This is a genomic window from Collinsella intestinalis, from assembly GCF_902501455.1.
Lineage (GTDB): Bacteria > Actinomycetota > Coriobacteriia > Coriobacteriales > Coriobacteriaceae > Collinsella > Collinsella intestinalis.
This window is the reverse complement of sequence record NZ_CABWIC010000007.1, coordinates 41799-59817: the sequence shown is the minus strand read 5'-3', so window position 1 is coordinate 59817 and position 18019 is coordinate 41799. Positions and strand designations below refer to the sequence as shown.

The window sequence follows — 18019 nt, the reverse complement described above, 5'->3', positions numbered from 1 at the left end:
CCCGGCCACGCAAAGCGTTCACATCGTTGAATCCCCGCCACTCTATACTTGTTGCGAATCAACCGCTACTCCGGAGGTTTTCATGCCTTCTTCTCCTTCGACACGTTTTTCCAAACCAGAACTCCTCGCGCCTGCCGGCGGACCGGAGCCGTTTTACGCGGCGCTCGCGGCCGGTGCAGATGCCATCTACTGCGGCATGGGGGCGTTCAACGCCCGACGCAAGGCCGATAACTTCACTGACGAGTCTTTCGAGGCAGCCTGCCGTGCGGCGCATCTCGCTGGGTCGCGTGTCTATGTGACCGTCAACATCGTTATTAAAGACGAGGAGATGTCCGAGGCGCTCTCTCTTGTCGACCGTTGCTGGAGGCTCGGTGCCGATGCCTTCATCATCCAGGACTGGGGCTTGTTTTTTGAGATTCGCCGCCTCATGCCCGAGGTGGAAACCCATATATCGACACAGGCGAATATTCACGACGCCCGGGGTACCGCCTGGTGCAAAGAAGCCGGCGCAGATCGCGTCACGCTTTCTCGCGAGCTCTCCATCGACGAGATCGCCGCAATCCACAATGCCGTGGACATCGAGCTCGAGGTGTTCTCCCACGGCGCCATCTGCTTTTGCTATTCGGGCATCTGCCTGCTTTCCAGCTTCACCTCCCGGGGGCGCTCGGCTAATCGCGGCATGTGCGCACAGCCCTGTCGCCTGCCTTACGAGCTGATTGACGAAACGGGACGCTCCTGGTCGAAGCCCGGTCGCGAGCGCGCCCTATGCCCGCGCGACACCTGCACCGCCGATAAGCTTCCCCGTCTGCTGGATGCCGGCGCTCACGCACTGAAACTCGAAGGGCGCATGAAGGCCCCCGACTACGTGCACTCCATCGTGAGCGCCTACCGTGCGCAGCTCGATGACATCCTCGCCGGCCGCGAAATCTCAGACGAGACCGCGCAGGCCCGTTACCGCCAACTCAAGCGCTGCTTCAATCGCGATTTCACCTCCGAGTATCAGGAGGGTCGTTCGGGCGATGAGATGATGAGCTACGAGCGCTCGAACAACCGAGGCCAAATCGTGGGCGAGGTGCTCGGTAGCAAGCCACTCGGCAACACAAAGGGCCTGAAACCCGACGACAAGCGCCGTCGCGCCGCCTGGACGAAGCTGCGCCTTTCCGAGCCCGTGAGCAAGGGCGACCTACTCGAGCTGCGCCACGACGATGAGTTCGATCAGTTCCTCACCGCAATCGCCCCCGAGGATGCCCAGGCGGGCGATATCATCGAGTGCCGCACCGCCCGCCCCATGCCCGCAGGCGCCCTTGTACGCCTTATCCGCAGCCAGGCCGCGCTCGACGCTGCAGAGGCTGCGCTCAAGCGCCCTGTCGCCCGCAAGCGCGCCGTGGATGTGCGCGTTGTGGCCCACCTGGGGCAGCCGCTTGCCGTTGAACTGACCTGCATCGACGATCCAGCGCTTTCCGGACGCGCGGAGGGCTTCACGGTGGAGTCCGCCAAGACCCGCGCCGTATCAGCGGAAGACCTGGTCGAGCACGTGGGCCGCATGGGCTCGTCGCCATTTGAGGCGGTAAGCTTCGACATCCAACTTGACGAGGGCTGCGGCATGGGATTTTCCGCGGTCCACAAGGTGCGCGCCGCCGCATGCGAAGCGCTGGAACGATCCATCCTCGCGCCGTACGCTGAGCGCGTAAACCATTTGATGGTGCAGAGCGACCCCGTGTGCCCGGCGGACTTGAACGACCTCGGGGAGGTCTGTGCGCTCGTCACCTCACTCAATGCCGCCGCGGCGGCACGCAAGGCGGGGGCGGCACGCGTGTACATGACCGTTGACGACCTGCTCGCTGAAGGGCTCTCCCCTGCCAGCTGCTCCGCCGAGGGCGTCATCCCCGTGCTCGATGAGGTCTCCCGCGAACTCGACCACGAGCGACTCGACCCGTGGTTCACCCCCGGTGCACCCGCGGCCGTTGGCACCATCTCCGAACTCGCGCTCGGCGCAGAGATCGGTTCCGTTGTGGAGCTTCGCAGCTGCATCCCCGTGCATAACGTCCCGTGCATGCGTGAGCTCGCCGCCCGTGGTGCGCACGCAGCTTGGCTCTCACCCGAGCTCACCCTCGCCGAAATCGAACGTATCGCCCCGCAGCGCGGCGAAATGACGCTGGGCCTCATGGTACTCGGCGTTCCCCGCGTCATGACGAGCGAGCATTGCATCCTGCAGGTCGCCGGCGCCTGCATCCACGATTGCGCGAGCTGCCGCCTGCGCGCCCGCGACTTCAAGCTCAAGAACATCGACGGGCGCATGCTGCCCGTCCGAACGGGCCTCAACGGCCGTAGCCACCTCTACGACGGCGTTCAGCTCGATGCCACCCCACAGATTCCGCAGCTGCTTCGCGCCGGCGTTACGCGCTTCCTCGTTGACGGCACATTGATGAATATCGATATGTTATCGCGCTCTGTTGCGCGGACCAATCGCGCCCTGGAAGCCGCTCGATCCGGGCGCACGCCCGACAAGCGTCTTCCTGGTACAAGCTCTGGCTGCCTGTTCCAAGGCGTTGAATAGGAGCACCTCGATCGCATGTCAAAGGGGAGCGGGACTTCACACCCCGCTCCCCTGTTTTTGTAGCTGCCTGTATTTGACCTATATGCAGCGGTCGGTTTGGACCACATATCGATACTTGTCGATATGTTTTGATTGCCCTCTGAGTCGCTGCTCGAAGCACGATGACATCCTGCTCGCACGCCCTTCAGCACAAGGCTCAACCCGTGTGGCAGCCCATGCGAACAGCGCATTCCCCCGCACTACTCCTCCTCGGGGTACACAACGCCCCAATCACGGCGCAGACGGGTCATCGTCTCCATCACGTCCGAAGCGCAATCGATAAGCTTCAGCTTTGACTCATCCCCGGCAACTGCCTTCTCCAGGTCGGCGATCTCGTAGCACAGCGCATAAGCCTCAACACCAGCCGTGACCTCCTCGCGGCGACCGTCGGCCGTCCAAGTGATCGTCGCTCGGTCCGCGCGCGGGTATGCCATGATCTCAACGTAGCAATCGTCGAAGCACAGGTCGGCGCGCTTGGGCTGCTTGGCGTGCATGGTGAGGGAGAACACGCCGAGCTGTCCCTGCGCATTGCGCGTGATAAAGCCGCTCTCTTCATCCACCCCCGTCTTGAAGAGGTTGGCGAGCGATACGACCTCATCAGGTTGGCTCTCCATGAACAGTCGGGCGACCGAGAGCGCATATACACCAATATCCAGCATGGCGCCGCCCGCAAGAGAGCGATTCCAAAAGCGGCTCTGCACGTCCTCATAGTCGTGAAAACTACCGAAGTTGACCTGCGCAAGACGAAGTCGGCCAAACTCTCCGGAGCGCGCACGACGCATAAGCTCGACATAGAGGGGCATGTGCAGGACCGTCGTTGCGTCCATAAGCACAACGTGATGCTCATCGGCAATAGCACGCGCCTCGACCAGCTCATCAGAATTAAGGGTGATCGCCTTTTCGCAAAGCACGTGCTTTCCAGCCGCGAGCGCCCCGCGTAGGTACTCGATATGTGTGTTGTGAGGCGTGGTGATGTAGATGGCATCGACCGCAGGGTCCGCATACAGCTCTTCGACCGTGCGATACACGCGCGCAACGCCATATTCGGCCGCGAAGGCCTCGGCCTTTGCAAACGTGCGATTTGCCACGCCGTAAACCTTGCGCCCCGCGAGCGCAAGGGATTGGGCCATCTGATTTGCAATTACGCCACAACCAATAACCGCCCACCTCAGCTCAGGTGCGGTGAAGATATCATCTGGGAACGGCAATCCCTCAACAGCGGCAAACGCGGCCTTTGCTGCCGCAGCGGCGTCCAAGGGCGCAGCATTGAGAGTGTTCTGTGTATCCATGTGTACCCCATTTCCATAATTGATCACTACGATGCAATTTTGGCACAAGGAGCAAGTCTCAACACGGTCTATGTAAGAAGAAGCTCTTAGTGAACCCTCTCGTTAGAAGGGTCGATTCATTTTTGTAAAAGTGTACGTTTTGGGGGAGGTTTTACCCTTAAATCAGAGATTGGGATCGGATCACTTGATGTTTGCCCAGGATAGGATTTGGCATCGACCCTGATTTCGACCGAACAGCCCCAAAACTTCCCCCAAAACGTACACTTATCAATTTCAGGCATAAAAAACGAAATACCCCCTGAACTGCCCGAGGCAGTCCAGGGGGTACGAAGGCGCTCTAGATGCTAGATCTTAGAACTTGTGACCGCACTTCTTGCAAATGCGGAGCTTGGTCTTGTGACCGTCGAGCTCGCCAGCCTCGTGGCCAACACGGGTGCGCTTGCCGCACTCGGGGCAGATAAGCTGGACGTTGGAGACGTCGATCGGCATCTCCTTGTCGACGATGCCGCCCTGCTGACCGGCAGCGTTGGGCTTGACGGCCTTCTTGGCGACGGCGACGCCCTCGACGATGACCTTGCCCTCGGAAGGCAGCGCGCGCAGGACGACGCCCTGCTTGCCGCGATCCTTGCCGGAGAGCACCTCGACCTTGTCGCCCTTCTTGATGGACATAGACATAGTGGTCTCTCCCTTACGTTAGAGGGTCTCGGGTGCGAGCGAGACGATCTTCATGTACTTCTTGTCACGAAGCTCGCGAGCGACGGGCCCGAAGATACGGGTGCCGACAGGCGAACCATCCTTGTTGATGACGACGGCAGCGTTGTCATCGAAGCGGATGTAGGAACCGTCCTTGCGGCGGACCTCCTTCACGGTGCGCACGATAACGCAGCGGACAACATCCTTCTTCTTGACGTTCGCGCCAGGCGTGGCCTCCTGGACGGCGGCCATGACGACGTCACCGATGCCGGCGTAACGGCGCTTAGAGCCGCCCAGCACCTTAATGCAACGAACCTTGCGCGCACCGGAGTTGTCGGCAACGTTCAGCATGGTTTGCATCTGAATCATGGTTGGAACCTTTCCGAACCTAGGCCAGTGAGAGGTGCGACCGCCCTTGGTGAATACCCGAGGCATCCAAGCGGGCGCACATCACCGGAAAACTTACATCGACAAGCTTACTTGGCGCGCTCGATGATCTCGACGAGACGCCAACGCTTGGTGGCGGACAGCGGACGGGTCTCCATGATACGGACGGTATCGCCGACACCAGCGGTGTTCTCCTCGTCGTGGACGTGGAACTTCTTGGTGCTGGTCATCATCTTGCCGTACTTGGGGTGACGCTTGCGCTCCGTGGTGGTCACAACAATGCTCTTGTTGCCCATGATGGAGGAAACGATACCCTGGCGGACCTTGCGCGCGTTGCGCTCAGTTGCTTCAGCCATTATCTACTCCTGTGCTACTCGGTGGCAGCGGACTTCTCCGCTGCGATCTGACGGGCACGCTGCTCGGTGAGGACACGAGCGATGTCCTTCTTCACGGTGGTCACGCGAGCGGTGTTGTCCAGCTGGCTGGTGGCCATCTGGAAACGAAGGTTGAAGAGCTCGGCGCGGCAATCCTTCAGCTTCTCAGCCAGGGCCTCGTCGGAAAGCTCACGAATCTCTGCGGGCTTCATTACTTGTCCTCCCCGTTCTTAGCGCGGGTAATGATCTTGGTCTTGATCGGCAGCTTGTGCTGGGCAAGACGCAGGGCCTCGCGTGCGATCTCCTCGGACACGCCGGCGATCTCGAACATAACGCGACCCGGCTTGACGACGGCCACCCACTCCTCGGGGTTACCCTTACCGGAGCCCATGCGGGTCTCCGCGGGCTTCTTGGTGATGGGCTTGTCGGGGAAGATGGTGATGTAGACCTTACCGCCACGCTTCATGTAGCGGGTCATGGCGATACGAGCGGCCTCGATCTGACGGTTGGTGATCCAGTGACGATCGAGAGCGACGATGCCGTACTCACCGAAATGGAGCTCGGTGTTGCCCTTGGCCTGGCCCTTCATGGAGCCACGCTGCACCTTGCGGTGAAGAATACGCTTAGGAGCGAGCATTACTGATTCCTCCTATCGTTGTTGCGACGACGCGGACGGGAGGTACCCTCGAGAGCCATGTTGGGAACAGGCTGGCCCGGGAGCTTCTCGCCCTGGTAGATCCAGACCTTGACGCCGCAGGAGCCCATGGTGGTGCGGGCGGTGGCGGTGCCGTAGTCGATCTTGGCGCGGAGGGTGTGCAGCGGCACGCGACCCTCGCGGTACCACTCGCGGCGACCCATCTCAGCGCCGCCGAGACGACCGGAGCACTGGATACGGATGCCCTTGGCACCGGCCTTGCGAGCGGACTGAACGGCCTTGCGCATGGCGCGACGGAAGGCGACGCGGCCCTCGAGCTGCTCGGCGATGGACTGAGCCACCAGCACGGCGTCGAGCTCGGGACGCTTGACCTCGATCACGTCGACGGACAGGTTGCCCTTGGAGACGCCGGCGACACGCTCGAGCTCGGTGCGGAGACCGTCGATCTCGGAGCCCTTCTTGCCGATGACGACGCCAGGACGAGCGGTGAGGATGATGACCTTCACCTTATCGCCGGCGCGCTCGATCTCAACGCGGGAGACGGCGGCGCGGGCGAGACGCTTCTCGAGGAAGCGACGGATCTCGATATCGTTGCCGAGAGTCTTAGCGTAATCCTTCTCAGCGAACCAGCGGGAGCGCCAGTTCTCGGTGATGCCGAGGCGGAAGCCAGTGGGATAGACTTTCTGACCCATGACGCTTAAGCCTCCTTTCGAGGAGCAACGATGACGGTGATGTGGCTCGTGCGCTTCAGGATGCGGGAAGCGGAGCCCTTGGCGCGAGGACGGATGCGCTTGAGCGTCGGGCCCTCGTCGACATAAGCGGCCTTGACGACCAGGTCGTCGGCGCGCATCTGGTTGTTGTGCTCGGCGTTGGCGACGGCGGAGCGCAGGACCTTCTCCACGTCCACGGCGACGGAGCGCGTGCAGAAGTGGAGGATATCGAAGGCCTGAGCGACGTTCTTGCCGCGGATCAGGTCGATCACGAGGCGAGCCTTGCCGGGGGAAACGCGCACGTACTTAGCCGTGGCGCGGACCTCGCGGGTCTCGGTGGAAGTAGTAGCCATTTACCTAAACCCCCTATTTGGCCTTGTGCGCACGGAAGGTACGGGTGGGCGCGAACTCGCCCAGCTTGTGACCAACCATGGACTCGGTGACGTACACGGGAACATGCTTGCGGCCGTCGTGAACGGCGATGGTGTGACCGACCATCTCGGGGAAGATGGTGGACGCGCGGGACCAGGTCTTCACGACGTCCTTCTTGCCAGCCTCGTTCATCGCGATGATACGCGAGAGGAGGCGCGCCTCTACGAACGGGCCCTTTTTGAGACTTCTGCTCATAAGTGCTTTCTCCTAACGGGTATCGATTACTTCTTGCGACGACGGATGATGAGGTCGTTAGACGTCTTCTTCTTGTTGCGGGTACGGTAGCCCTTGGACGGGGTGCCCCACGGAGAGACGGACGGACGACCGGAGGTGTGCGAGCGACCCTCGCCACCGCCGTGCGGGTGATCGACCGGGTTCATGACGGTACCACGGACGGTCGGGCGGACGCCCATCTTGCGATGACGGCCGGCCTTACCGATCACGATGTTGGCGTGCTCGGAGTTGCCGACCTCACCGATGGAGGCGCGGCAGGTCACGAGAACACGACGCATCTCGGAGGAAGGCATGCGGATGATCGCGTACTTGCCCTCCTTACCCATGAGCTGGCAGGCGGTACCAGCGGAACGGGCGATAGCAGCGCCCTTGCCAGGCTGAAACTCGATGGCGTGGATGAGGGTACCCACGGGAATCTCGGACAGCGGCATGGCGTTGCCCGGCTTGATGTCGGCGCCGGCACCGGAGATGACGGTGTCGCCGACCTTGAGGCCCTTGGGGGCCAGGATGTAGCGCTTCTCGCCGTCCACGTAGTGGAGCAGGGCGATGCGAGCGGAGCGGTTCGGGTCGTACTCGATGGTAGCGACCTTGGCCGGCACGCCGTCCTTGTTGCGCTTGAAGTCGATAACGCGGTACTGGCGCTTCACGCGGCCACCCTGGTGGCGCATGGTGATGCGACCGGCGTTGTTACGACCGGCCTTGACCGGCAGCGGCTCGAGAAGAGACTTCTCGGGCGTGGTGCAGGTGATCTCGGAGAAGTCCGCGATCGTCTGCCAGCGACGGCCGGCGCTGGTCGGCTTAAGGTGCTTTACAGCCATTCCTTATCCCTTTCATATCGGTCCGTTGGCCACTGCAAGCCGGGATCGTGGATGCAGTGACACCGGATTACCACGGCTCCGGGCGTTTCCTTTTAATACGCACGGAGCACTTGAGCTTGCCTCCCCTATTCGAAGAGGCAAGCGTCAAGAACTAACAGAGGCGTGAATTACGCCTGAGTGCCGAAGACCTCGATGGTCTGACCCTCGGCCACGGTGACGATGGCCTTCTTCCAAGAACGGGTCTTGCCAGCGACATAGCGAACGCGCTTGGTCTTGGGCTTGACGTTCAGGGTGTTAACGCGAACAACCTTCACGCCAAAGATCTCCTCGACGGCGTCCTTGATCTGGAACTTGTTGGCGTCCTTGGCAACCTCGAAGGTGTACTTGTTCTCCTCCATGGCGGAGTAGGAACGCTCGGACACGATCGGGCGGATGATGATCTCGTGAGCGGTCATTTAGGCGAGCACCTCCCCGAAGTGAGCGGCGATGTCGGCGGGCATCAGCAGAGCGCCGTTGTTGACGAGGTCATAGGTGTTGGCCTCGGCAGGCGTGATGATGAACGTCTTGGGGATGTTGCGGAAGGAGAGGTAAGCGTTGATGTCATCCTCGCGAACGATGATGGTCAGACGCTTGCCCTCGATGCCCAGAGCCTTGAGCATGGCAACGGCGGCCTTGGTGGAAGGCTTCTCGAAGCCGTAGTCGTCAACGAGAACGAGCTCGTTGTCGCGAAGCTTGGCGGACAGGGCGGAGCGCATGGCGAGCTTGACCTCTTTGTTGTTCATGCGCTTCACGTAGGTGCGGGGCTTGGGCCCGAAGATCACACCGCCACCACGCCACTGAGCGGCGCGGATGGAGCCCTGACGGGCACGGCCGGTGCCCTTCTGACGCCAAGGCTTCTTGCCGCCACCGGAGACCTCGGAACGGCCCTTGGTGGACTGGGTGCCCTGACGCCAGCAGGCCTGCTGGCACTTGACGATGTGGTGCATGACGTGGATGTTCGGCTCGATGCCGTACACGGCGTCGGCGAGCTCGGCCTCGGCGACCTGCTTGCCCTCGGCGTTCTTCACTTCAAACTTAGACATAGCGACGGTCCTCCTTTACGCCATGCGGATGGCGACCAGACCGTTCTTGCCACCGGGCACAGCGCCCTTGACAAGCATGAGGTTCTGCTCAGCATCAATGCGGACAACGGAGAGGTTCTTCACGGTCACGCGGGCGTTGCCCATGTGGCCGGCCATCTTGACGCCCTTGAGGACGCGGGCCGGGTAAGCGCACTGGCCGATGGAGCCGGGGTGACGCTGGATGTGGGAACCGTGGGTCATGGGACCGCGGCGCTGGTTCCAGCGCTTAATGCGACCCTGGAAGCCCTTACCCTTGGAGGTGCCGATGACGTCGACCTTGGCGACGTTCTCGAAATCAGCGACGGTGACGACGTCGCCGACCTTGTGCTCCTCGCCGTTCTCGACGCGGACCTCACGAAGGTAACGGACGGGCTCGACGCCAGCCTTAGCGAAGTGACCAGCCATGGGCTTGTTCACGTGCTTGGACTTGATGTCGCCGAAGCCGATCTGGACAGCGTTGTAGCCGTCGGTCGCCTCAGTTTTAACCTGCGAGACGGTGCAGGGGCCAGCCTGGATGACCGTGACGGGGACGACGTTATCGTCCTCGTCCCAAACCTGGGTCATGCCGATCTTGCGGCCGAGAATCATGTTGATCATTCGATCTCCAACTCTCGGTGGTCTTGGGACATTGCACGCGCCCCTTGCGCGTGCCCCTAGAGGACCACATACGGACTTGCGTGCCACTCCTTGCATTCGCTTTGACCTCTTGTGCGCGGCAACCCATTTGCGCAGGTAGATGGCCTAGGCAGAATCCTCCTAGTGAACACAGCTTGATTAGTATACACGCCCGCGGGCGTCTCCATATTGTCTTCGCAATGTTTTTGCAGGTGAAGGGCGTTGCCCGCTCCGCCGAGGGGCAGCGTCGGATTTCGCTCGGTCAAGTCCTGCTCGCGACGAAGCGTCCGCTGGACGCTTCTGCTCGTGCGGAATCTACGAAATCCGACGCCGCCCCTCGCGGAACCCAAGCTGCCATCCCCTTGCCGAACCTCAATTTAGGGACTGTCCCTAAATTGAGGCTACTCGCTGCGGAGAGCCTCCACGGGGTCGCGGCGGGCGGCACTGCGACTGGGAATGAGCCCGGCCATGACGGTGAGGGCCACGCTGATGAAGATGAGGATGAGAGCCGATGAGATGGGCAGGCGCATCACGTTCTCCACGTGGTGCACGGCCAAGGCCCACGCGTTCACGGGGAATGAGACGGCCACGACCACCGCTATGGCGAGCACGCCCGCGATGAGGCCCTCGATGAAGGTCTCGGCGTTGAAGACGTTGGCGATATTGCGCTTGGAGGCGCCCATCGCGCGCAGGATACCGATCTCCTTCTTACGCTCGAGCACGCTGATGTAGGTGATGATGCCGATCATGATGGAGCTCACCACGAGCGAGATGCTCACAAAAGCGATGAGCACGAGCGAGATCATGTTGACGATGCTCGTCACGCTGCCCATGAGCACGCCCATGTAATCCGTGTAGACGATGACCTTATCGTCCTCCCCCGCGGCGCGCATATCCTCGTTGTAACGGTCGATCGCCCCGAGCACCGCGTCTTTGGCCTCGAAGTCAACGGGATAGATGCTGACCGCCTGCGGGTCGGCCGCATCGGCGTAGCCGAGCGTCGAAAGGTTATTGTCGTAGGTGAGCCTGCTGGCGTTGGCGTAGCTCCCCATGAGGGACGCAAGATCCTCCGCATCCATGTTGAAATGGATGGCACGCGCAAAGGCCCCGCCGTCGACCGAGAACGCCTGCTGCATGTTGGCAGCAAGACGCTGGGCGAGCTGAGGCGCGGCCGCGGCGAAGGTGCGGCCGAGACCTTCCTGAAGCTGCGTGCCAATCGCGGCAGCGAGCTGGTTGGAAACCTGACCCGCCACGTCCTTGAGCGCGCTTGCCATGTAGGGAGCCAAATCGTCACGCACATAGGCGCGCACGATCTTGTCCAGGCGCTCGGCCACAGGCTTGCCCGCCACGGCCGCCACCTCGTCAAGCAGGGCTGCGCCACCTTCCGGCGCCGTGGATCCGGCATATGCGACGAACTGCTCGACGAGCTTTTCGCCAAAATCGGGCTCACTTGGGCGCAACCCCTCGCCATGTGCGGGCAACCACGCTGTGAGGAAGCGCTCGACAAAGGCGCCCGAGAGTTTTGACACCTGTTCGAGCTGTGCCTTGTCGAGCACGGGATCGCTCGCAAGATCGCCCAGGATGCCCTTGAAATCCGGCATCGGCGCGCCCGAGAGGATACCGGCAAGGTCCACTCCCTCAAGAGCGCTCGATATGTCTATGTCTACCCCGCCCATGTCGAGCCCCGCAAAATCGAAGCCCGAAAGATCGAGCCCTGCACCGAGTTTGGACGCATCGACCTTGAACGCCGCACGCAACGCCGCCTCGTCCACGGAGAACAGGCTCGCCAAATCAACGCCGCGCTTGGCCTCCTCCTGCAACGTTGCGAACGGTTTCCCGGTGAAGACATCAACCTCGGGCTCGGCGAGCTGTGCCCGCACGATCTCCGAATTCGCAGCGCGCTTCATGAGCTCGTCGGTCAGGCCGCTGGTATAGGCGATGCCCTGCGAGAGCGCGGCGGACTTTGCCGTGGGACTCGGCTGGACGATACCCACGATCTTGAGGTCCAGGCCCTGGCTCACCTGGTCCGCCATGAACGAGGCGTCGTCGGACATGTCGGTCCAACCACCCGTCTCGGCGTTGCGGCGATACGAGTCGGAAGCGGCGAGAACCTTGAACGTCGTGCCGAGCGCGTCGTCGTAGGTGAAATCCGCATCGACCTCGGGGACATGCACCTCCCCCGAGCCGCTCATGGTGCGCTCGACCATGCGATCGAGGGCGGCGGGGTCGAGCACGCCCATGCTGTACAACGTGAAGTCCGATATCTTGCCACGAGGCGAAAGCACGAGGACGCACTCATCGGCCGCCTTGGCCCATCGGCCGGCGACCACGTCGTACTGCTCGTCGAGCAGCTTGGGATTGTCGATCATCTCGTTGAACGCCGTAGTGCCCGTCATCATGGTGCCCGCCATCGCGGCGCTCGACGCCCCGCCGGTCATGGCGGTCGTCATTGCGTTGGGCGACAGGCGCACCGGCCCCTCCGAGGTATCGGATCGATACACGAGCGGTGTGATGCCGTAGTCATACTGGATGGCCGAAACCTCGCCATCGAGTTCCTTGGCGTCCTTATCCAAAAAGCCCTTGAAACTCGCCATATCGTTGGATTTCACGCTCGCGAACATATCGGAGAGCATCGTGAATATCGGAATAGGCTCCTTCAGGTCGACTTTGCGGCCTCCGTCGGCGTCGGCAGACGGCGCCTCGGAGCCGTCGGCCCCATCCCCGGACACCTCTTCCTCAGGTGTGCCGGCATCCCCCGTCATCATGCTCGTGAGGTCGTAGCTCTGCCGCGCGATCGTGAGCGGATAACTCGACAATGTGTCTTGCTCGACCTTGGCGATGTAGCCGTTCACACCGTTGGAGAGCGCCAAAATCGCCGCGATGCCGATGATGCCGATCGACCCGGCGAAGGCCGTCATGATGGTGCGGCCCTTCTTGGTCATGAGGTTGTTGAAGGACAGGGAGAGCGCCGTGAGCAGACCCATCGACGAGCGGTGCGCGGGACCCTCGTCGGGATGGGCGACGGCGGCCGCACGCACGACCTCGACCTCATCCTCCGGCACGGGGCACGTGTCCCCGGCAAGACGCCCGTCCTTGATGCGCACGATGCGCGTCGCGTAATCTTCGGCGAGCTGCGGGTTGTGCGTGACCATGATCACGAGCCGCTCGCGCGCGACCTCCGCGAGCAGATCCATCACCTGGATGCCCGTCTCGGTATCGAGGGCGCCCGTGGGCTCATCGGCGAGCACGATCTCGGGGTCGTTCACCAGCGCGCGTGCGATGGCGACACGCTGCATCTGGCCGCCCGAGAGCTGCGATGGCTTCTTGTTCACATGCGCGCCCAGGCCCACGCGCTCGAGCGCGGCACGGGCGCGACGCTCCCGCTCAGCGCGGTCCACGCCCGCCAACGTGAGCGCGAGCTCCACGTTGGCCAGAATCGTCTGATGCGGAATGAGGTTGTAGCTCTGGAAGATGAAGCCCACACGGTGGTTGCGGTATGTGTCCCATTCCGCATCCGTATAGTCACGAGTCGAGGTTCCGTTCACCACGATGTCGCCCGAGTCGGCGTGGTCGAAGCCGCCCAATATGTTCAAGAACGTGGTCTTGCCGGAACCCGATGGGCCCAGAACCGCCACGAACTCGCTCTCCCTGAAGGTGACGGAGACGCCGTCCAGGGCGCGCTGGACCAGGTCCCCGGTCTTATATGTCTTGGTGATGTCGCGAATCTCGATCATGCGCAGCCTATCCACGTGATGTCATATTCGCTTTTCGTACCCACATTCCCCGCGTTTAGGCGAACGTGGGGACGCGATACAAAGACCTTATGTGGCATCGGCGAGACGGGCCGCCAGGAGATCGCGAACCGCTGCACCGGTAGTGCCAGCGGGCGAATCAGCCCAAAGGCCTATTCCGAGAGCTCGCCCGCGGCCATGCGCTCGGCGAGGCGGGTGTTGGTCCACTGGCGGACGAGCTCGTAGAGCACCGCCACGATGGGAATGAAGAATACGATGCCCACGATGCCGAAGAGCTTGCCGCCCACGAGCGCGGCGATGAGGGTCCACAGCGCGGAGAGGCCCACGGAGGAACCCACCACATGGGGATAGATAAACTGATTCTCGACGAACTGGACGGCCAGGTACACGATCACGCAGATGATCGCCTGACCGGGCGAAGCGAGCAGGGTGAGGAACGCGCCGATGGCGCACGACGCGAAGGCGCCCACATACGGCACGAAGGCGAAGACCGCGGTGAGGAAGCCGATGAGCCCGGCATACGGCAGGCGGAAGAGGGAGAACGCGATGAAGATAAGCGTGCCCAAGATGCACGCCTCCAGGCACTGCCCCGAGAGGAACTTGGAGTACGTATCGGTTGCCAACGCCGCGACGTGGCGGATGCGCGATGCGTGTCGCGGGGCGAGATGGGCATCCATCATACGGTTGACCTGACGGCCGAGCACGCGCTTGCTCGCCAGAACGTACACGGCGATGACGAAGGCGAACACCGTGCTCGAGACAACCGAGACGGTGGAGCGCGCAGCGGCGAACACCGAGGTGGCGATGGAGCCGAGTCCGAAGTTCATCAGGCCCTGCAGGCCCTGCGAGCGGGAGGCAGAACCGGCGGCGGGCTGTAGCCAGGCCATGAGCTTGTCCACGTCCACGCCCTCGGCCGCCAGGACGCGCTCGATCTCGGGCAGGCGCTCGGCGAGCAGGGGCGCGACGGTGCGAGCGGAGGCGATGAGCTCGGGCACGAGCATCGTGACGGCCATGACGGCCACACCAGCGATGGCGATGAGCACCAGCACGATGCTCACCACGGTCACAAGACCAGGCTGAGGACGCTTCTCCTTTGGAAGGCGCTCGACCAGGCGGCCGAGCATGCGCTCCATGCCCGAAACGGGCACGTTCAGCACGAAGGCGAATCCAAGGCCGAGCAGCACCGGGAAGAAGATGTTGATGACGGCGGACAAGGCGCCGATCACCACGTCGAGGTGCATGACGGCGGCATAGAGACAAACGCCGAACGCGATCAGCGAGGCGGCGCGGCGCGATTTCTCGTCGAACATGGGCATCCTTACATGAGGGCGGCACCCGCGGTCCATCGAGACCTCGGGTGCCACACGGTTTTGGGCCTTATACCCAATCTTTTGAACCCATCACACGGCCGCTCGCCCTCCCGTGCACGCTCAAACACCCGCCAACAGGACGTCTCCGGACGGGCTGGTGTCGGCATAACCGGTTTTCAGGAAGGTGTAAATGGCCTTCGAATAGTACGCCGACCCGAGCTCCGAGGGATGGGAGTAATCGCGTAGGAAATATCGGTCGTACTCATGGCCGGAGAAATCCGCGACCTGAAATCCCGCATCGGCGGCCGCATCGCGCACCATGCGATAGTACTGCTGACGGACCTCACACGTGTAAACGGTCTGGTCGTAGGCCGCTCCCTTGACGGGTTGGATCACGATGAGCGGTTCGACCCCCGTCTCGCGGCACACATCGAGAACCATCTTGAAGTCCTCGAACTCCTGCGAGCTGAAGTACTCGTCACCCCGCACCTTCCAGCTCTTGTTCGCGCCCTCCAGCCACGTCTTGAAATGCTTGCCGTACCAGGCGTCGCTCATTCCAAGGTCGTTGCCCGTCGCCTGGGCCCGGGCGGCGCGATCGGCCTCGGTGAACACCGCGTCCCAATCGGGACCGCCGGTCGCGCGGGGCGGACGCGGGGCGGTCGCGTCGCCTGCAACACCAGAACCCCGACCGTCGAGGGCCAGGTCGTGAGCGAGGCGTACATCGGATGCAAGGGTTTTCGCCGCCTCATCCACATCGCGCACGATGCGCTCGACGGACCCCTCGTTCGCCGGCTCTCCGGCGCCGTACTCGGCCGCGCGCTGAGCCACGCGACGCTTCAACCCGTCGGATATATCGCCATTCGCCATGAACGCCTCGAAAGCCCCGGATGAATATACGTCGGGAAAATCACGCGCGGGGCGGCGGTACGTCATGAACCATTGGATGCTCGGGAAAAGCACCACGCGGCGCGGGGCATCCGCCACCGAGGCAAAGGCACCGATCTCGATTGCCTGCCACAGGTCCGCACAACCCGCGCGGCCCGCCATCAGCGCGCCCACATCGTAGGTACCGGGAGCAAGCAGGTTGCCCGGATGAGAGAAGCCCGCCGGCCCCGGGTTGAGCTCCGAAGACCCGAACACCGGGGCGACCGACTCGCCGCGGTCGACGCTGCGTTCGTATTGACCCCGCATGAGCTGCCAGCTCGACACCTCTTGCGCCGTGGGATAGCCCACGAAAGGCGCATCTTCATCTGTCAGCCGACTCTCCCAGGCATACGCGCCGCCGCCGCCGACGGCGAGCGTCGCAGCCAGGGCCAGGGCGATGATGCGTCTTCTCATGACAACCCCCTAGAACTCCGCATACACCGGGCTTGCCGGTGCCCCATACGGGGAGAGCACGAAAAACCACCCGAGCACTGCCACGAGCACCACGACGGCCGCAAACCAAGCGACGGCCGCCGAAGTCGCGTCCGAGTAGAACCATGTGCGCACGCGCTCGGGCGTCAAGGCACGCAGGCGCGCAAACGCAGACGCGCTATGCCCCGCGGCGCGCACGGCCTCGCCCGGACGGCCCTCGGCGCTCATCACAGTCTCACCGCGATCTGCTCGATGATCTTGTTCACCGTGTTCATTTCCGAGCGCTCGACCGCGGTGGGCGCGATGTCCACACCGAAGCGCTCCTCGATCTCGACGAGCACTTCGATAGCGGCGAGGGAGTCGAGCAGACCCGCCGCGAACAGATCGATGTCGCGCTCCTCGCGCACGGCCTCGTCGTCGCAGATGTCTTCCAGCATGTCGAGGACCTCTGCCTCGAGTTCGTTCCTATCCATTGATGATCCTTTCGATGATGTGGGTGAGCTGACCGGAGAAGAGCGCGAAGCCGATGACCACGAGCTGCATCGTGACGAACCACGACAGCGCCTGGTACCAACGCTTGCGCTTGTTCCGCTTGTAGAAGGCCGACCGCTTTTGGTAGACCTCGGTGAGCGCGAGCAACACGCCGTGATACAGGCCGTACGCGAGGTAGTCGAGGGTCAGTCCATGCCACGCGCCCATGAGCAGCATGTCGACCAGGTAGGCCGCGCACGCCGTGTGCAGGCGGCTCGAGAAGAGCTTTCGCTTGGAGGCCATGCGCACGAACCTCATGAAGACGAAGTCGCGCAGCCACGTGGACAACGTGATGTGCCAACGGTTCCAAAAGTCCTTCATGTCCTGCGCCGCAAACGGGGCGCGGAAATTCTTGGGCGTGGCGATGCCGAAGCAGTAGCTCGCCCCCACCGCCATGAGCGAATAGCCGGCAAAGTCGAAGAAGAGGTACAGGGCGTAGACGTACGCGCGGGCGATGGTGCGCACCGGCGCCGGCCCGGGAATCGAAATCACCGCCGGCACGCCCGCAAGCTGCGCGGTGGCGGAAGGGTCGAGGGCCGTCTGCGCAATCGTTGCCAGCACCAGTTGCGACACGGCTCCGGCGAGCAGGAACAAGATGCCCCGACTGAAGAGGTCGGCGTACTCGGATCGGGAAAGCCGTCTGTCGGCGTCTTCTCGGAACCGACGCGACCGATCGATCGGCCCCGAGGTGAACGTCGCGAAAAACGTCAGGAAGTACAGGTAGTCGACGACACCGAGGTCGTCGATGAGGCCATCGCGGATTTCGATGAGCACCTGCACCGCCTTGAAGGTGAGGTAACTGATGCCGATGAAGCCCAGCAGGTTCGCATCGAACACCGCCCCCACCTTGTAGATGACGAGCGGGGCGATGGTCGCGACAAGCGATGCGCGGTACACCGTCATGCTCTTGCAGCCGCTCTTCCAGCTGGCGAGCGTCGCGCGCATGGACGCGAACGCCACCGTGAGAAACACCGCGAACGCGACGGCACCGGCGGGGCTGCCCGCGAAGAGCAGACCGACCATCACGCATGAGGCCGCGAAGCCGTAATACTTGATACGCCTCTCCATGAAGCCGAGCACTGCGGCGGGAACCACCGCCGCGGCGAGCGCCATGAAAAACGACGGGGAGGTATAAAAGCCCATCGG

At 62.7% G+C, this 18019-nt stretch carries 20 protein-coding genes; 1 reads left to right on the top strand and 19 read right to left on the bottom strand.

Annotated elements, in window-relative coordinates; translation table 11 throughout:
• Positions 1 to 82 precede the first annotated feature (82 nt).
• The gene (locus AOBCEHNH_RS01410; RefSeq protein ID WP_152062872.1) at positions 83 to 2557 is read left to right on the top strand and encodes a U32 family peptidase; all 2475 of its coding nucleotides are present in this window, start codon (positions 83 to 85) and stop codon (positions 2555 to 2557) included.
• A 239-nt stretch (positions 2558 to 2796) separates the two neighbouring features.
• Here the strand turns inward: AOBCEHNH_RS01410 and AOBCEHNH_RS01405 are convergent, their stop codons facing one another.
• The 19 genes from AOBCEHNH_RS01405 to dltB form a co-directional block, all read right to left on the bottom strand.
• Positions 2797 to 3885 carry a Gfo/Idh/MocA family protein gene (locus tag AOBCEHNH_RS01405; protein ID WP_152062871.1) on the bottom strand — a complete coding sequence of 363 codons (1089 nt, stop codon included), beginning with the start codon at positions 3883 to 3885 and terminating at the stop codon, positions 2797 to 2799.
• Between the two features lie 351 nt (positions 3886 to 4236).
• Positions 4237 to 4560 carry a 50S ribosomal protein L24 gene (gene rplX / locus AOBCEHNH_RS01400; RefSeq protein ID WP_006723043.1) on the bottom strand — a complete coding sequence of 108 codons (324 nt, stop codon included), beginning with the start codon at positions 4558 to 4560 and terminating at the stop codon, positions 4237 to 4239.
• A gap of 18 nt (positions 4561 to 4578) precedes the next feature.
• A complete protein-coding gene (gene rplN, locus AOBCEHNH_RS01395; RefSeq protein ID WP_006720295.1) occupies positions 4579 to 4947 on the bottom strand; it encodes a 50S ribosomal protein L14 in 369 nt (122 codons plus the stop codon).
• Positions 4948 to 5054: 107 nt separating this feature from the next.
• Entirely contained in the window at positions 5055 to 5321 is a 267-nt protein-coding gene (rpsQ, locus tag AOBCEHNH_RS01390) for a 30S ribosomal protein S17 (RefSeq protein WP_006723044.1), read from the bottom strand.
• A 14-nt stretch (positions 5322 to 5335) separates the two neighbouring features.
• Complete coding sequence (gene rpmC / locus AOBCEHNH_RS01385; RefSeq protein ID WP_006723045.1) at positions 5336 to 5551, bottom strand: 50S ribosomal protein L29; 216 nt, start codon at positions 5549 to 5551, stop codon at positions 5336 to 5338.
• Entirely contained in the window at positions 5551 to 5976 is a 426-nt protein-coding gene (gene rplP, locus AOBCEHNH_RS01380) for a 50S ribosomal protein L16 (RefSeq protein ID WP_006720292.1), read from the bottom strand. The genes rpmC and rplP overlap by 1 nt, the downstream gene beginning before the upstream one ends.
• Positions 5976 to 6686, bottom strand: coding sequence for a 30S ribosomal protein S3 (gene rpsC, locus AOBCEHNH_RS01375; protein WP_152062870.1), 711 nt, complete (start codon positions 6684 to 6686; stop codon positions 5976 to 5978). The genes rplP and rpsC overlap by 1 nt, the downstream gene beginning before the upstream one ends.
• 5 nt (positions 6687 to 6691) lie before the next feature.
• Positions 6692 to 7057 (bottom strand): 50S ribosomal protein L22, encoded by a 366-nt coding sequence (gene rplV / locus AOBCEHNH_RS01370; RefSeq protein WP_152062869.1) that lies wholly within the window; start codon positions 7055 to 7057, stop codon positions 6692 to 6694.
• A gap of 13 nt (positions 7058 to 7070) precedes the next feature.
• Positions 7071 to 7331, bottom strand: coding sequence for a 30S ribosomal protein S19 (rpsS, locus tag AOBCEHNH_RS01365; protein WP_006723048.1), 261 nt, complete (start codon positions 7329 to 7331; stop codon positions 7071 to 7073).
• Positions 7332 to 7357: 26 nt separating this feature from the next.
• Positions 7358 to 8188 carry a 50S ribosomal protein L2 gene (gene rplB / locus AOBCEHNH_RS01360; RefSeq protein ID WP_006723049.1) on the bottom strand — a complete coding sequence of 277 codons (831 nt, stop codon included), beginning with the start codon at positions 8186 to 8188 and terminating at the stop codon, positions 7358 to 7360.
• Positions 8189 to 8355: 167 nt separating this feature from the next.
• A complete protein-coding gene (gene rplW, locus AOBCEHNH_RS01355) occupies positions 8356 to 8643 on the bottom strand; it encodes a 50S ribosomal protein L23 (RefSeq protein ID WP_006723050.1) in 288 nt (95 codons plus the stop codon).
• Entirely contained in the window at positions 8644 to 9270 is a 627-nt protein-coding gene (gene rplD, locus AOBCEHNH_RS01350; RefSeq protein ID WP_006723051.1) for a 50S ribosomal protein L4, read from the bottom strand.
• 15 nt (positions 9271 to 9285) lie between these two features.
• Positions 9286 to 9906, bottom strand: coding sequence for a 50S ribosomal protein L3 (gene rplC / locus AOBCEHNH_RS01345; RefSeq protein ID WP_006723052.1), 621 nt, complete (start codon positions 9904 to 9906; stop codon positions 9286 to 9288).
• A 419-nt stretch (positions 9907 to 10325) separates the two neighbouring features.
• Positions 10326 to 13658 (bottom strand): ABC transporter ATP-binding protein/permease, encoded by a 3333-nt coding sequence (locus AOBCEHNH_RS01340; RefSeq protein WP_152062868.1) that lies wholly within the window; start codon positions 13656 to 13658, stop codon positions 10326 to 10328.
• Between the two features lie 170 nt (positions 13659 to 13828).
• The gene (locus AOBCEHNH_RS01335; RefSeq protein ID WP_226803178.1) at positions 13829 to 14986 is read right to left on the bottom strand and encodes an AI-2E family transporter; all 1158 of its coding nucleotides are present in this window, start codon (positions 14984 to 14986) and stop codon (positions 13829 to 13831) included.
• Positions 14987 to 15106: 120 nt separating this feature from the next.
• Complete coding sequence (gene dltD, locus AOBCEHNH_RS01330; RefSeq protein WP_152062866.1) at positions 15107 to 16324, bottom strand: D-alanyl-lipoteichoic acid biosynthesis protein DltD; 1218 nt, start codon at positions 16322 to 16324, stop codon at positions 15107 to 15109.
• A gap of 9 nt (positions 16325 to 16333) precedes the next feature.
• Positions 16334 to 16570 carry a hypothetical protein gene (locus AOBCEHNH_RS01325; protein WP_118271681.1) on the bottom strand — a complete coding sequence of 79 codons (237 nt, stop codon included), beginning with the start codon at positions 16568 to 16570 and terminating at the stop codon, positions 16334 to 16336.
• The gene (dltC, locus tag AOBCEHNH_RS01320) at positions 16570 to 16815 is read right to left on the bottom strand and encodes a D-alanine--poly(phosphoribitol) ligase subunit DltC (RefSeq protein WP_006723058.1); all 246 of its coding nucleotides are present in this window, start codon (positions 16813 to 16815) and stop codon (positions 16570 to 16572) included. Before dltC ends, AOBCEHNH_RS01325 begins: the two co-directional genes overlap by 1 nt.
• Positions 16808 to 18016, bottom strand: a complete 1209-nt coding sequence (gene dltB / locus AOBCEHNH_RS01315) for a D-alanyl-lipoteichoic acid biosynthesis protein DltB (RefSeq protein WP_152062865.1) — start codon at positions 18014 to 18016, stop codon at positions 16808 to 16810. The genes dltC and dltB overlap by 8 nt, the downstream gene beginning before the upstream one ends.
• Between the last annotated feature and the right edge of the window lie 3 nt (positions 18017 to 18019).